General features: G+C 44.4%; 13 protein-coding genes. 10 read left to right on the top strand and 3 right to left on the bottom strand.

Going from position 1 to position 16333, the window contains the following annotated elements:
• Positions 1-20: 20 nt before the first annotated feature.
• Complete coding sequence (gene hemQ, locus HMPREF1521_RS04350; protein ID WP_038116299.1) at positions 21-752, top strand: hydrogen peroxide-dependent heme synthase; 732 nt, start codon at positions 21-23, stop codon at positions 750-752.
• A 294-nt stretch (positions 753-1046) separates the two neighbouring features.
• Here hemQ and HMPREF1521_RS04345 read toward each other — a convergent pair whose 3' ends face one another.
• On the bottom strand, positions 1047-2384 hold the full coding sequence (locus HMPREF1521_RS04345; protein ID WP_038116297.1) for an MFS transporter: 1338 nt from the start codon (positions 2382-2384) through the stop codon (positions 1047-1049).
• Between the two features lie 303 nt (positions 2385-2687).
• On the opposite strand from HMPREF1521_RS04345, the gene HMPREF1521_RS04340 reads away from it, so the two are divergent.
• From HMPREF1521_RS04340 to HMPREF1521_RS04300, 9 genes are all read left to right on the top strand, one after another.
• Positions 2688-3374: a Crp/Fnr family transcriptional regulator gene (locus tag HMPREF1521_RS04340; RefSeq protein ID WP_038116295.1), complete on the top strand. Its 687-nt coding sequence runs from the start codon at positions 2688-2690 to the stop codon at positions 3372-3374.
• A 70-nt stretch (positions 3375-3444) separates the two neighbouring features.
• Complete coding sequence (locus tag HMPREF1521_RS04335) at positions 3445-7122, top strand: nitrate reductase subunit alpha (protein WP_038116292.1); 3678 nt, start codon at positions 3445-3447, stop codon at positions 7120-7122.
• On the top strand, positions 7112-8545 hold the full coding sequence (gene narH, locus HMPREF1521_RS04330) for a nitrate reductase subunit beta (RefSeq protein ID WP_038116288.1): 1434 nt from the start codon (positions 7112-7114) through the stop codon (positions 8543-8545). The genes HMPREF1521_RS04335 and narH overlap by 11 nt, the downstream gene beginning before the upstream one ends.
• A complete protein-coding gene (narJ, locus tag HMPREF1521_RS04325; protein ID WP_038116284.1) occupies positions 8538-9062 on the top strand; it encodes a nitrate reductase molybdenum cofactor assembly chaperone in 525 nt (174 codons plus the stop codon). The genes narH and narJ overlap by 8 nt, the downstream gene beginning before the upstream one ends.
• Positions 9059-9730 carry a respiratory nitrate reductase subunit gamma gene (narI, locus tag HMPREF1521_RS04320; RefSeq protein WP_038116281.1) on the top strand — a complete coding sequence of 224 codons (672 nt, stop codon included), beginning with the start codon at positions 9059-9061 and terminating at the stop codon, positions 9728-9730. The genes narJ and narI overlap by 4 nt, the downstream gene beginning before the upstream one ends.
• Before the next feature lie 293 nt (positions 9731-10023).
• On the top strand, positions 10024-11292 hold the full coding sequence (locus HMPREF1521_RS04315) for a putative porin (RefSeq protein WP_038116278.1): 1269 nt from the start codon (positions 10024-10026) through the stop codon (positions 11290-11292).
• Between the two features lie 106 nt (positions 11293-11398).
• Positions 11399-12004 (top strand): hypothetical protein, encoded by a 606-nt coding sequence (locus tag HMPREF1521_RS04310; RefSeq protein ID WP_038116276.1) that lies wholly within the window; start codon positions 11399-11401, stop codon positions 12002-12004.
• 176 nt (positions 12005-12180) lie between these two features.
• Positions 12181-13374, top strand: a complete 1194-nt coding sequence (locus tag HMPREF1521_RS04305; protein ID WP_038116275.1) for an MFS transporter — start codon at positions 12181-12183, stop codon at positions 13372-13374.
• Between the two features lie 141 nt (positions 13375-13515).
• Complete coding sequence (locus HMPREF1521_RS04300; protein ID WP_038116273.1) at positions 13516-14418, top strand: LysR family transcriptional regulator; 903 nt, start codon at positions 13516-13518, stop codon at positions 14416-14418.
• Between the two features lie 38 nt (positions 14419-14456).
• Here HMPREF1521_RS04300 and HMPREF1521_RS04295 read toward each other — a convergent pair whose 3' ends face one another.
• The gene (locus tag HMPREF1521_RS04295; protein ID WP_038116271.1) at positions 14457-15071 is read right to left on the bottom strand and encodes a LysE/ArgO family amino acid transporter; all 615 of its coding nucleotides are present in this window, start codon (positions 15069-15071) and stop codon (positions 14457-14459) included.
• 201 nt (positions 15072-15272) lie between these two features.
• On the bottom strand, positions 15273-16313 hold the full coding sequence (locus HMPREF1521_RS04290; protein WP_038116269.1) for a YeiH family protein: 1041 nt from the start codon (positions 16311-16313) through the stop codon (positions 15273-15275).
• Positions 16314-16333: the final 20 nt, after the last annotated feature.

The following is a 16333-nucleotide window of genomic DNA, read 5'->3' as shown; positions in this document are numbered from 1 at the left end:
ATTCGATAGGAGTGATTATAATGGGTAAAGCAATCCCTACGGTAGAAGGTTGGCATAGTCAACATATGGTATTCGCCATGGATTTCAGTGCGTGGAACTGCTTCACGGCAGATGAAAAAGCGGCGGCTCGCAACGAGTTAAAAGCATTTTTATCGGGCCTTGAAGAAAAACATCAGGCGAAGGAAGGCAGTTATGCATTCTATGATGTAAACGGAGCTAAAGGTGATCTGATTTTATGGGTGTTGGGACCGTCTCTGGAGTATTTGGCACAGGTGGAACGCGCATTCCGGCGTCTTGCCATTGCGAGCGTATTGGTACAGACGTATTCGTACACCTCCGTGACTGAAGTGAGCACATACGTTAAGGATAAACTCGATACGGAAGAGGTTAATCAGAAATTATATCCTCATGTGCCGCGTGATAAATATATCTGCTTTTACAATATGAGCAAAAAACGCGAAGGTGCCGATAACTGGTTCATGTTGCCGCCTCGTGATCGCGGTGCTTTGATGAAAGCCCATGGCGAACTCGGGAAAACATATTTAGATGTATTGTCCGAATTCACCACCGGCGGCTGTGGCCTTGATGACTGGGAATGGGGCATCACCATCTTCAGCAATGACGATGTGAAATTCAAAAAAATCGTGTACGATATGCGCTTTGAAGAAGCGAGTGCACGATATGGCATCTTCAGCGATTTCTACGTTGGAACTATCATTGACGACGCGTTGTTTGAAGAAATATTCCAATAATATACGGTAGATAAAGTATTCACTATTATTGACGATGTATTGTCAAAGAAATCTTTGGATAATAAAAAAGGACTGCAATGCAGTCCTTTTTTATTATCTTCCTACATCCCGCTGAAGGATATATTTTTATAAAAGAGAACCTCGCAACAATCCGACTTGCAAGGTCAAAGCCCTTGGCCGCAGACCTAATAAAGCTTGGAGGAGTGTTGCGGGGTCCCTTTATCATTTAATTTATCGATGTGAATTATATTTTACAATACGGTATTAGTATGTATAAATTTTCTGTTTAAAAAATTATACATTCATATTTGCCGACTTGCGTACATAGAACCAGTAGCAGACAGCTACGGTCACGATGTTGAAGGCGAGCAATACGGCAAAGGCCGGATGGATATTGCCGAATGTGGAATATACGAAACCGAAAATTTTAGGTGTAACGAAGGCACCGTATGCAGCTACGGCCGCTAAAAATCCTGTAATAAGTGAGGATAGCAATGGGTTGCCGAATACATGCGGAATCATACGGAAGGTTGCGCCGGTTGCAAAACCGCAACATACGAAGGTCAATACGGACATTGCAAAGAAAAATGGAAAATTGTGGATATCTACACCGACTGCGATTAATGCCGTCGTAGTGCATAGGCCGATGAGGCTGATGAATGTAACTTTTGTACCGCTGTTGATCTTATCAGCGAGCCAGCCGCCGACAGGACGAAGTGCACCTGCTACGAGCGGGCCTACGAATGCAATCGATGCGAATGGAATTTCAGGGAACTCTTTACCTACTAAGAGTCCAAGCGCTGCGGCATAACCGGAGAAAGCACCGAAGGAACATGTGTAAAGTAAAGTCAAAGCCCAAGTATGTTTATTACCGAAAATCTGTACGAGATTTTTAGGGTTCGGTTTATCTAGCGGCAAGTTATCCATGAAACGTGTCATGAGTGCAAGGATAATTACGAGCGGTACAATCCACATGAAAGCCGCATTGGCAAGGTATACCGCATTGCCTTTAATGATAGCCGGTGTCACTCCGAAAATATTACCCAATGCAGCGGAGCCCATAGCGAATGGAGCCAAGAAGTAGATTACGGAAATACCGAGGTTACCGATACCGCCATTGATACCGAGGGCGGTACCCTTTTCTGATTTAGGAAAGAAGTTGCCGATGTACGCCATGGAGGACGAGAAGTTGGCGCCCGCTAAACCGATAAGAGCGGTTAAAATCATGAATGTGGTATAGGATGTCGTCGTATCCTGAACGGCAAAACCGAGCCATACAACAGGAACCAATAAGATAAGTGTGGAGAAGAATGTCCAGTTTTTACCGCCCACCAACGCCGGCATATAGGTGTACACAAATCGTAAGGTAGCACCTACGAGGCCCGGAAAGGCCGCTAATGTGAACAACTGATCCGTTGTAAAGTTAAATCCCGCGCTGTTCAGCTGTGCGGCGATGGTAGACCATAGATACCATACGCAAAATGATAAGGTTAGGGCGATAGTGGAGATAACCAGGTTTTGTTTCGCGATTTTCTTACCAAATTTCTCCCAGAACTCAGGGTTCTCCGGTTGCCAGTTTGCCACGATTTCACTGCGGCTAGCGCCTACTTGAGGCATTTTTAGTTCGCTCATAATGAACTTCTCCTTGCTATAACAACTACACAGTTTGATGAATGCCAATTCAATAAAGTACTCTCTTTCAGAATAGAATTACGTTATAATTATTGTATCATCTTTAATAACATGTGCTTTAAATCACACACATATTATATAGTGTAGAATATACTATGAATGTGATATAAAACACACATATATTTAAATTAATAAGTTATAATAATCCTAAGTGTACTTGAATGTATACGGATTATGTACTTTTACGAAGGATGAATTAGTTTTTCTAATGATTTATGTTGAAAGTACGTAGGCGGTGATAGTATGGATCGTAATCTAATTGACAAATTGCTTGCTTTGCCGGGGGATGAAGTACATCTAAAAAAAGGTGACTTTCTCTTCCATGAGGGGGATAGGGCTGAATACTTTTATATTGTTTTAAAAGGTAGATTCAGTATAAAAAAGTTTGAGGCCAGCGGGCATATATTTGCTCTGCGTCTTGTAGGTCCTGATAATGTAATTGGCGAGATTCCTCTCTATGAGGAGAATACAAAAACATACGTGTTTAATGCGATTGCACGAGAACCAAGTTCTGTGTACTGCATACGTTATGATGTGTTGGAGTCAGCTATTGCAAAGGACCATTCGTTAGCGATTGCGATGATGAAGATCTATACATTACATATGCGCCGCCAGCAGGCGAAGTACCGCGATTTGCTTTTATACGGCAAGAAGGGTGCTTTTTATTCTACCCTGTTACGTTTAGCCAATAGTTATGGCATTAAGCGTGAGGACGGTATCTTTATAGATATTGCCTTGACTAATCAAGAGCTGGCCGAATTTGCTGCCACATCAAGAGAAAGTTTAAATCGCATGCTCAGTGAGTTACGAAGACTAGGCTATGTAGCCTATGACAAACACCATCTGGTTATCTGTGACTTTGATGCATTAATCGGATTGCTTGATTTGGATGTCGATGCTATCGACCCGAACATCAGTAACATCGAATAATTGGCTTTTCTCCCTTGTGTCGGCATGCCTGGCACAAGGGATTTTTTGTAGTTTTGAAGGAGGACATGAGATGAGCCTGTTGTCTCAAAAGTTTAAGTTTCTTCGCAAGAAGGACGTGTCTTCAAGCGGTCATCAGATTACAGAGGATGGTGGTCGTGAGTGGGAAAATTTTTATCGAGACCGTTGGTCCTACGATAAAGTAGTCCGTACGACGCATGGTGTGAATTGTACCGGTTCCTGCAGCTGGAATATTTACGTTAAGAATGGTGTGGTGGCGTGGGAGAATCAGGCTGTCGATTATCCTGAAACGCCGGATGATATGCCTGATTATGAACCGCGTGGATGCCCTCGCGGTGCGACATTCTCCTGGTATCTCTACAGCCCGTTGCGCGTAAAATATCCGTATGTGCGCGGTGAATTGGTTGAGCTTTGGAGAGAAGCGAAAAAGAATGCCAAGAATCCGATCGAAGCTTGGAAATCCATCGTAGAGGATCCAGAAAAGGCCAGAAAATATAAGTCTGCCCGTGGTATGGGCGGCTTTGTGCGTTCCACATGGGAGGAAGCGACAGAGATTACCGCCGCATCCCTATTATATACAGCAAAAACATACGGTCCTGACCGCAATGCGGGCTTTTCCGTAATTCCGGCGATGTCCATGTTGTCCTATGCGGCAGGTGCCCGTTTTCTTAACTTAATGGGTGGTACTCCATTATCATTCTATGACTGGTATGCCGATTTGCCGCCTTCCAGTCCACAAGTTTGGGGTGAACAGACTGATACGCCTGAATCCGGTGACTGGTATAATGCGGGTTATATTATGACTTGGGGATCCAATGTTCCATTGACTCGTACGCCTGATGCTCACTTCTTGACAGAGGTTCGCTATAAAGGTACGAAGGTTGTGTCCGTATCCCCTGACTATGCGGAATCTACGACGTCCTCCGATGCATGGCTCAATGTGAAAGCCGGCACTGATGCGGCTCTTGCTATGGCAATGGGGCATGTGATCTTAAAAGAATATTACATCGATAAAGAGACGCCATACTTTAAGGAGTATGCAAAAGAGTTCACAGACATGCCGTTCCTCGTGCGCGTTGAAGAAATCAACGGCAACGTACAACCGGGCCGCTTCTTGAATGCGAAGGACTTAGGTCGTCAAGAGGAAGGCGCAGACTTCCAGATGGTACTGATCGATGAAACGACTAAAGAAATTGTTGTTCCGAACGGTACAATGGGTGATCGTCATACCCATCCTGAAAAATGGAACTTGCGTCTTGAAAACCGTGATACGGGGGCAAAAATCGACCCTCAATTATCCGTGTTTGACCAACGCGAGGACGTTACCATCGTTAAATTGCCATACTTTGGTGACGAAGCACATGAAGGTGTTATTGAACGTGCTATTCCTACCATCACGGTACAAACTGTAGATGGTCCGGTAAAAGTAACTACCGTATACGATCTCATCCTTGCTAACTACGGTATCGACCGCGGTATCGGCGGTGAAGTAGCGACAAGTTATACTGATGACACTCCTTACACACCGGCGTGGCAGGAAAAAATCACAGGCGTAAAAGCTGATATCGCTATTGCTACGGCTCGTGAATTTGCCGATAATGCGGAAAAAACGAAAGGCCGTTCCATGATTATCATGGGAGGCGGTATCAATCACTGGTATCATGCTGACATTATTTACCGCACAATCTTGAATCTTATCATGTTCTGCGGTACAGAAGGTGTTAACGGCGGCGGCTGGGCTCACTACGTAGGACAGGAAAAATTGCGTCCTGTTGAAGGGTGGGGCGGTATTATGACCGCTAATGACTGGAGCAAGGCACCCCGTTTGCAAAATGGCACATCCTGGTTCTACTTTGCTACGGAACAATATCGTTCCGACTGCATTGATTTAGCGGATCGTGTATCTAAATTAGCTAAGCCTCGCTACCGTCACCCCGGTGACTATAATGTGTTGGCCGCTCGTTTAGGCTGGTTGCCATCGTATCCTACTTTCAACAAAGGTAGTCAACAATTGATTAACGATGCTCGTGCGGCCGGTGCCGGTACAGAATCTGAAATCAACCAATATGTGGCTCAATCATTGAAAAATAAAGAATTACAATTCTGCGTAGAAGATCCGGCGGCTAAAGAGAACCATCCACGCAATTTATTTGTTTGGCGTGCGAACCTTATCGGTTCCTCCTCTAAAGGCCACGAGTATTTCTTGAAACATTTACTGGGCACTAAAAATGCGGTATTGGAAGACGATGATTCTCCTACACGTCCGGAAGAAATTAAATGGCGTGAAGCCGATGGGGCGGGTAAACTCGATCTTTTAATCGATATCGACTTCCGCATGGCATCTACAGGTCTGTATTCGGATATCGTATTCCCGGCGGCCACATGGTATGAAAAGGAAGACTTATCCTCTACGGACATGCATCCATATGTACACGTATTCCAGGCTGCTGTTGATTGCGCATGGGAAACTAAATCCGACTGGGATACATTCCGTGCTCTTGCTGAAACCGTATCTCGCGTGGCGAAAGAGTCTGGTTTTACGGAATACGAAGATATCGTAGCGATGCCTCTTGGTCATGACAGTCCCGGTGAAGTGGCACAACCGGAAGGTAAGGTGCTCGACTGGAGTAAAGGTGAATGTGAGCCGATTCCCGGCAAAACAATGCCGAACCTCGTTCATGTAAAACGCGATTACGGTCAAATCTTTGAAAAATTCATCGCATTGGGGCCTAATATTGAAAACAAGATGGGGGCTCACGGTATGGCGTGGGACGTTTCCGATGAATACAAGACGTTGTACGATCAAAATGGTACAATCGACAATCCTGAATTCGTTTCTCATGGTCGTCCAAGTATCTATGAATGTAAAGAAGCTTGTAATGCAGTATTGACATTGTCATCCTGTACAAACGGTAAACTCGCTGTTCGCTCCTGGAAGGCGATGGAAGAAAAAACAGGTCTTTCCGGCCTGGAAAAGAATGCAAAGGGTCGTGAACAGGAAAAAATTACCTTTGATGATATGGTTCGCCAACCACGCTTTATCATCAGTTCTGTAACAAGTACCGGTAAGAACGATAAAAATCGTCGTTATTCTCCATTTACAACGTCTACGGAGGACAAGGTGCCATTCCGTACCGTAACCGGTCGACAATCCTTCTATTGCGATCATGAAATGATGCGCGATTACGGTGAAGCCATGGCATTGTATAAACCTGTACTATCCTATAAACCTGTTCAAAAGGATTATTCCATTGAAGGTATACCGGAGATCACGTTGAAATACTTAACACCGCATCACAAGTGGTCTACACATAGTATGTATTTCGATAGTCAACAGATGTTGACATTGTTCCGTGGCGGTCAAACCATTTGGCTCAACGAAGTCGATGCGGCTGAAATCGGTGTAAAAGATAATGATTGGGTGGAAGCTTTCAACAAAAACGGTGTAGTAGCGGCTCGAGCAGTCGTATCACCTCGTATTCCTCGCGGTATTTCTTATATGCATCATTCCCAAGACCGTCATATCAACGTTCCCGGCACACAGGTTAAGAAAGATCGTCGTGGTGGTACGCACAATGCACCAACACATATTCACATGAAACCGACACACATGATCGGCGGTTATGGTCAATTGAGCTATGGTTTTAACTACTATGGTCCGACCGGTAACCAACGTGATATGACAATTGTGGCTCGTAAATTGAAGGAGGTGGATTGGCTTGAAGATTAAAGCTCAAGTATCCATGGTCCTAAATTTGGACAAGTGTCTAGGCTGTCACACATGCTCCATCACTTGTAAAAATACGTGGACGAACCGCGAAGGCGCGGAATATATGTACTTTAATAACGTGGAAACCCGCCCCGGCGTAGGGTACCCGCGTAATTGGGAAAATCAGGAGAAATGGAAAGGCGGCTGGATTATCGACAAGAGCGGTAAGCTGGCACTTTCTACAGGTTCTAAAGGGTCTCGTCTGATGAAGTTGTTCTATCATCCTGAACAACCTGAATTGAAGGATTATTTTGAGCCGTGGACATATGACTATGAAACTTTGATTCACTCCGGTCGTAAAAATAATCAACCGGTGGCGCGCCCCCGTTCCCTTGTTACAAAACAGAAAATGGAAGTTACCTGGGGTCCGAACTGGGATGATGATTTGGCCGGTGGCCATCATGCTCGTGAAGACGTAAATCTCACGAAAATGGGCGAAGATATCGTATTTGATTACGAGGAAGTGTTCATGCGCTACTTGCCGCGTCTTTGTAATCATTGCCTGAATCCTTCCTGTGTGGCTGCATGTCCGTCCGGCGCTATTTACAAGCGCGATGAAGACGGTGTCGTTCTCGTATCGCAAGACGTATGTCGCGGTTGGAGACATTGTGTTCCATCCTGTCCATACAAAAAAATCTTTTATAACTGGGAAACAAACAAAGCTGAAAAATGTGTATTCTGTTATCCACGTCTGGAAAACGGTCTGCCTCAGATCTGTGCGGAAACATGCGTTGGACGTATGCGTTATGTGGGCGTTGTGCTGTATGATATGGATAAGGTGGAAGAAATGGCATCTACAAGGGATGAACAGGATATCTACCAAAATACGGTAGATTTGATCCTGGACCCTCATGATCCTGAGATTATTAAAGCTGCTCGCGCAGAAGGTATTTCCGAAGCATTCCTGAAGGCAGCTCAGAAGTCCCCTGTGTACAAGCTGGTAAAAGAATGGGGCGTAGCATTGCCATTGCATCCCGAGTATCGTACATTGCCGATGGTTTGGTATGTGCCACCGCTCAGCCCGATTTTGCAACGTGTTACATCTGATGTATACTTGCCGGATGCACATGAAATGCGCGTGCCTGTACAATATCTGGCGAATATGTTTACCGCGGGCAATACGGAAATTTTGGCCCGTGTATTACAACGTATTCTCGATATGCGTGAATACATGCGCCGTCGTGAAATCGAAGCGGAACCTATTGCTCACGAGGTGGATCTTACGGAAGAGCAGATGTATGCTATGTATAAATTGTTGGCATTGTCCAAATACAATGACCGCTTTGTCATTCCGTCCGATGTCAAGGTATCCCGAGAAGGTCGCTTAGAAATGCAGCAACACCGTGGTTTTGCATGCCCGACAGGGGGTTGTCATAATGGATGATGCACAAAAAATAGCTTTAATTGCTTCTTTTTTGCTTCGCTATCCCGATGAAACCTGGTATAACGAACTAGGCGAATGGAGGGAGGATGCCCGATCCGTTGAGCATCCTCAACTTCGCCAGGGGTTGTTGGAGTTCTTCGATTATATTGAGGAATCGGACCGCAAGGCTTTTGAAGATCAATATGTGCGGACCTTTGACTTCAGCCGGAATACGACGATGTATCTGTCGTCCTACGAGGTGCAAGGTACAGGGGAACAGGCGGAAGAACTTGTTAAATACAAAGCTTTTTTCCTCGAAAACGGTTTTGACTTGCCAAAGGAAATGCCCGATTACATCCCCGCTATTTTAGAACTTTGCGCCGTTATCGAACCGGATAAAGCGCGTGAAGTATATGATTACTGCAAGCCGAAATTAGAGTACATTCGGGAGCGATTGATCGAAGCAAAACTGACCTATGCTTTCTTATTTGATATCATATTGTCGGTTGCGAACGGATTGGAGGACAGTGCACGATGAATCAATTTTTATGGGGCGCTTTGCCATATATTGCGTTTACCTTCTTAATCGTAGGCACGCTTGTCCGTTTCTTTTATTTTGAAAGAAACTGGACTACAAAATCTAGTGAATTCTTAGAGAAAAAACAGCTGCGCATCGCAAATCCGTTGTTTCACTTTGGTTTGCTCTGCGTTATCGGTGGGCATATAGTGGGGGTATTGGTACCTAAAGCATGGACTGCCGCTATCGGTATTAATGACCATATGTACCATGAAGGGGCGTTATACTTGGGTGCTGTAGCCGGTCTTATCTTTATCGTCGGGTTCTTACTCCTGATGAAGCGCCGTTTTACGGTTCCCGCAATGAAGGTCAACACATCTCGTCTTGATAAATGGTTATATCTGTTCTTGACTTTAGCTATCTTCAGTGGCATGGCGGGTACATTGCTCAATGCATCCGGCTTCTTTGATTATCGCGTATCCATCGGCTCTTGGTTCCGCAGCTTACTATCCTTTATGCCGGATCCGTCCCTGATGGAAGGTGTGCCGTTTATGTTCAAGTTCCATATGTTGGCATGGATGGTTGTGGCGATTATCTTTCCGTTCAGCCGTCTGGTACACTGCTTGAGTGTTCCGCTCAACTACTTGACCCGTCCGTTTATCGTTTATCGGAAACGGGATTACAAATAAATAATAGGATGATGTTTAATTTGTATGTTCCTATCTATGAATAGGGCACATCAATTTTTATTAAAGATCTTTATGATGATGAAAGCTCCGCTTTTGTCATTGTAAAGATCTTTTTTTATTCATGAGTTATCCCTATAAGGCATGATTGATTGTAAGATTGGCATATAAATTTTCTTTACTCTTATAATGAAAATTGTTATTATTTTGATGTTAAAGATGATAATGATTATATAAATCAATGTTCATCGAATTTTCATGTTGCGTTATGCTAGTTCTTATTTATGAGGTTTATTATGAAGAAACGTAAAATTACCGGTGCCTTTGCAGTGATAGCCATGATTGGCGTGACGACGGCTTTTGCTGTTAATCCTTTTTCCGATGTGCCTTCTCACAGTTGGGCCTATCAAGCTGTTGATCAGTTAATGACAGCGGGTATCATTAACGGATATCCGGATGGTACTTTCAAAGGGCAAAATAATATTACCCGCTACGAAATGGCGCAGATGATTGCGAAGGGAATGGCCAATCAGGATCGCGCTAATGCGGAGCAGCAGGCGTTATTGAATCGTCTGGCGGATGAATTTTCCAATGAATTGAATACATTGGGCATTCGTGTGGCAAAACTCGAAGACCGCGTCGGTAATGTGAAGGTGACAGGAGATGCGCGTATCAATTACATCGGCAAAGAAGGCGGCGACGGGTACGATTATGAAGATAAGTTTACCACCCGCGTTCGGTTGGGCCTTGATGCAAAGGTCAATAAAAATACTTCAGTTAAAGCTCGTATCACGACGGGCTCTATTGAATTTGGCGATTCATCCAAGACGGCACAAGCTGATTGGGATTTAGCCTATGTGGAGCATAAATTTGGTAAAAATATCATCGCCGATGCGGGCCGCTATACGCAGAAATTCGGTAACGGTCTGATTTACTCCTCTAATTTTGACGGTGTAGGGGCTACTGCGAAACTCGGCAATGTTACGTTGAACGGCGCCTATGGTTATATGACCGCCGGACGTTTTGCGAAGGTGAGCAGGGAAAATAATGGTGATGTGGGCCTGGTAAATGCCAAGGTTCAGGTCGGTAAACATGTTGATGTAGGCGCTATGCTTGCACATGTGGGGAAAGCTGATGTGCGTATGGCTAACGGTAAGCGTAATAATGATTTTGATAATGTATACGGCTTTAATGCAAAATATGGCATCGGAAAATTCGGTGTCGATGGAGAATGGGTGAAAGCATCCGGTCTTAGTGATTCCGATGTATGGAATGTAGGTGTTAAATGGGGCGACTATAAGATTGACAAGAAGAACTCATGGACCGTTCGTTTAGATTATTTTGATCAAGCTAAAAATGCGCCGGTCTTTAAAACGCAAAAATACGAGTCCAATGATCTGCAGAAAAATAAACGGTTTGAGGGCTATAAAGCATGGCAATTGGGCGCATCCTATGCACCGGAAAAGAATGTCGGCATTAATGCTTTCTACGGCTTCCATGGAAAGACGCATAAAGGGAATAAAGTAAATGATTATTATCGTGCAGATCTCAATTTTAAATTTTAATTAGAGATAAAACCGGAAATCAGAGGTGGAGCGAGAGGTAAAGTGTTTGTAATACGACCATCAGTCGTATAATAGTCTGTGGTGAGATGAAGAAATGAGGTTTATTATGGCAGAAGTAGCTAAGAAAAAATTTAAGAGCAAGTATCATATTTTGTGGTGGGTTATTATTTTATCCTTGATTTTTATGGGAATGGTGGAATACGGTTATGTCTCCGGCGGGAGAGCGTTTGGTAACTGGAAGGTTCATTTAGGCCTTGTGCCCTATGTAACATGGCTTGTGATGACATATATCGCGACGAAACCTAAATGGTTCATTAAGCGTTATAATCCGGCGGAGATGTTCCAAATTCATCGAATTTTAGGGATTGTGACCGTGGTACTCGTATGTATTCACTGGTATGTGTATTTTCTTAAAGCTGTTAAATCTCCGTTGGGCTTCTGGGGGGGTTATGTTTCTACTGTATCTATGCTTATCGCATTGGTGTTCGGTATTTTATACTTGACCCCATGGATCGGAAATATGGCGAAGTCCATATCCCGCAAAAAAGCGATCTGGATTCACCGTCTTAACCTCGTTGCCATCATAGCGGCGAATATTCATGTACACGGCTTCGGGCGCCTGTCTAAAATGGTACCGTTCATGCCTGTGTTCGATGTGGTAACCTATGCTTTGGTTATTTATTATATTTACTGGATGTTCAAGCAAAAATAAAATATGTAATTTAAAGGCCGTCAGACGCTGATGTTTAACGACACTTTAGAGGTAAAACTTTAAATGTCGTTTCAGCGGAACTGATGGTCTTTTTATGTGCTTTACGATACAATTAATTTAGGTAACGATACTATAAGTTTAGATTACGATTTATCGAATTGGAAAGAAGGACGCATATGGGTTCTGATTGGAAACGATTGATATATTTGATTTGCGCCATTCAAGTCGGAGCGGGAATTACCATTATAGGCATTCTATCCTTTATACCGTTATTCCTGGTTGATTTGGGTCTCCATGATCAAGGTGAAGCCGCTATGTGGGCGGGAATTGTATCCGGTGTAACGCCTTGTATGGTCGCTTTGAGTGCGCCGTTCTGGTCCCGTAAGGCTAATGAAATAGGCCCGCGCAAGGTGATGCTATTTATTCTCCTGACCCTGATGGTCTCTGTAGGTGTGTGTGGATTCACGCAAACACCGCTGCAGTTATTGGTTCTTCGTACGTTGCAGGGGCTCGTAGGCGGCTATGTGCCGATAGGTCTTGCCATTATTATATTGGTTACGCCCGAGGAGAAGGTGCCGTGGGCCATGGGGCTTTATCAGGCATCCATGGTGATGGGCCTTGTCTTCGGCCCCCTCATGGGCGGATTGGCGGCGGATTTGTTGGGGTATCGGGCTCCATTTTTCCTCTTCTCCGCCTTGTCGGGACTTTGCCTGTTGGGTGTGTATTTCCTGATGCCTAATTTGCAGTTTACACATAAGGTAGACGAAAAGGAATCACAGTGGTCGTTGATCAAATCATTTTTATCGATACCGGCCGTTCGGTTGTTGGTGGGCATGCAGTTTCTCTGTAATTTCGGCATTACCGGCATAGGACCGATTTTACCGCTTTACATCAAGCATTATATGAATGTTAACGATGAGTATGTAGCGACTATTGTAGGGGTTATCATTTTCGGTGCCGGTATTTTCAGCGCTCTTGCGTCCCTGTCCATCGGTCATTTTTCAAAACGCCTTTCCATGCCGAGAATTTTGTTGATGGCGACTTGTGCGGTAGGAGGATTTTTCGTATTGCAGTATATTGTGCCGAGCGTTTGGGCCTTGGGAACCTTTCGGGCTGTTGCGGGTTTCTTTATGGGCTTTATTACGCCTATTGCGAATACCCTCATTTCTCAGGCCGTGCTCGTAGAGCGTAGGGGAATCGTATTTGGTGCCGTATCCAGTGTGGCGATGATGGGGAATGTTCTGGGTCCCGTAATCAGCGGTATGATTGCACGTGGCTTCGGATATGGTGCAGTTTTTTGGAGTACGGCAGGCATTTTCTTTGTGGCTGCATTATTTATCTACCAAAATCTGATTCGTAAATCTATTTAAAATAATTGTGCCAACCTTATGTTTTATGAATAGCCGTTAAGTTGGCGATTTATAAAGATGTATATGTAAAATTTATTTAGTATAGACAGTTTTAGTATAGACAGTTTTAGTATAGACAGTTTGTAAAGAGTGAGTATCCTTATGTTATTAAAACAGCTGGAGTATTTTGTGTCTGTCGTAGAGAATAACAGCTTTACTCAGGCCGCGAATGAACAATATATTTCTCAATCCGCCATATCGCAGCAGATTAAGGCCTTGGAAACTGGACTGGGCGTGGAATTGATTGTGCGTGAAAAACGCAGCTTTCATCTGACACCGGCCGGACAGTACCTATATCGAACGGGCAAGAAACTGCTGGAGCGATTTCATGATATTACGGTGGAAACGACACGTATCGGTACAGATGCAAGGGTCAGTTTGCGTATCGGCTATTTAAATCGCTATAGCGGTGCGGTTTTACAACAGACCGTTATCCGCATGGCGAAGAGTCATAAAAATCTAGATATCCGCATGTACAGCGGCAGTCACGAAGAATTATACGGCATGTTACAAGATCGTCGCGTGGACGTTGTGTTTAATGATCAATGGCAGGTCCTTGCGGACATATATGACAGTCACCTCGTCGGGACCGCACGGTCTGTTATTGAGGTTCCGCAAGGGTATACGTCGGCTGAAAGTATGGATATCAAACAGATCGATGATTTGCCGCTCATCCTGGTGTGTCGCGGTAAATATACACTCGGCGAGGAGGAACATTATCGAAAGGCCATCGGCTATAATGGCGCTTTTGCGTACGCCCGCACGTTGGAGGAGGCGAGATATTTAGTCGCCGGTAATCAAGGATTGCTGTTATTGGATTGTTTTGAATATTTGACGGAGCCGATGCAGGGCATAGAGCGAAAACAGGTGACCAATCATGGGCATGCCATAGAAAAACAGTATTTTTTCGTATCTCAGTTAAATCAGACAAATACATATATTAATATATTCAGTGATATGTTCAAGCACATATTGGATGAACTATCCGTAGAAAAAAGCCGTTAGCAGTGAGATGCTAACGGCTTTTACAGTAGTTCCGATAATTACAGTACTTCCAAGAGCATATGGAATCCGTCGATGGCGAGTTTTATGCCGTACACGATGAGGATACTACCGCAAATACGGTTGATTATGGTCATGTGTGAAAATTTTATTTTTTTGGATAACAGATGCATCGCCGTCGCGAGAGAGCCGAACCAGATCGGTGTCATAGTCAGGAATCCCGCAAAGAATTGATAAATGCCTTCTCGTGGCAAGTTTGCCTGGAAAGCCCCTAGCATCATGCTCGCATCGATGATGGCCTGTGGATTGCCCCAGGATACGACGAGTGCGGACATCATGATTTTCTTTATAGGTACATTGGTGTCTACATTGCGTATATCCGGCTCCGTATTGAACGTGGTATAGCCCATATAAGACACTAATACACCGCCTATAAGAAGGACGCCCAGCTTCAGTAAAGGCCAGATTTCAAGGATTGCACCGATGCCGAAGAAGGCGGCTATACTGAGCGACATATCAAAGACACCTACGATGAGAATCGTCAATAGAATACGTCTCACCGGCTGAACAAGAGCCGTATTGATGATGAATAAGTTTTGCATGCCTACCGGTGCAAAGGTGGCGAGACCGATGAGCAGCCCTTGTAAGAAATACATATGATCTCTCCTCTCTCCTATAGATGTGATGAACATATATAAATATAATAAAAAATACCTCCTATAATCGACTTTAATCAGTACCTGCGAGGGTACATCTTTTAAGAGATTATAGGAGGTATAACGTTCAGTTCCTACACTTTAACTATACCATATGTCGGTTGTTGTTGACTAGATGGAGTTTGTTATTTTTCTATAATTTTACCATAAACCGATCATGTGCTGTGCCAAAAGGCTGACTGCCGTAATGGCAATCCAACAGCAGGCGCCCAACGCGAGGGCGGAACCGCCCGATTTGATGAGCTTTACAATGTTCGTGTTAAGGCCTATGGCCACCATGGCCATGGTGATAAAGTATTTGGAAATAGGTTTAAAGATATTGAGGAATGCAGTGTCTATTTTCATATAGGATAACACTGTAGTAATCAAGGAACAGATGACAAAATACAGTACGAATTTTGGAAAAATTTTAGCGATGCTGACAGAACCGCTACCGGACTGAGCGGCATCTTTTTTTGCTTTATATACCTGATAGCTGGCAAGGCCGAGACAGATAGGAATGATTGCGAGGGTTCTGGTTAATTTTACGATGGTTGCATATTCAAGAACCTGTGTACCGGTGCCTTTCATGCTGTCCCATACGGCCGCCGTTGCCGTAACGGATGATGTATCGTTAACGGCGGTGCCTGCAAATAGCCCGAATCCCATGTTGGAGAGGCCGATCATGTCACCAAAGGCTGGGAATACGAAGGCTGCCACCACATTGAAGAAGAATACGACGGAAATAGCCTGAGCGATATCCTGATCGTCCGCCTTGATGACCGGAGCCGCAGCGGCAATGGCGGATCCGCCGCAAATGGAGGAGCCGACGCCGACAAGGACCGCCGTATTGGAATCGATATGGGTGAAGCGGTAGAGCGCATACGACACGATGAGCGATGTAGCGATGGTGGAAATAATGACAGGTAACGAAATCCAGCCTACATGCAGAATCTGTGTAATATTAAGTCCGAAGCCAAGTAAGATAACGGCCCACTGCAAAATTTTCTTTGATGTGAATCCGATACCGGCCCCTGTTTTTTCACGCTTCCAGGAGGTGAATACGGATCCGATGATAATACCTAAAATAATGGCGAAAATAGGGCTGCCGATGAGATGGAACTGTTGTCCTAACAGCCAACAAGGAATAGCGAGAATCGCGCAGAGCAAAATGCCGGGCAATGTCTTTTGATTGATACCCATGATAAAACCTCCTTACTGTA

The organism is Veillonella sp. AS16, from assembly GCF_000517785.1.
Lineage (GTDB): Bacteria > Bacillota > Negativicutes > Veillonellales > Veillonellaceae > Veillonella > Veillonella denticariosi.
This window is presented reverse-complemented; position numbering and strand designations above follow the sequence as displayed.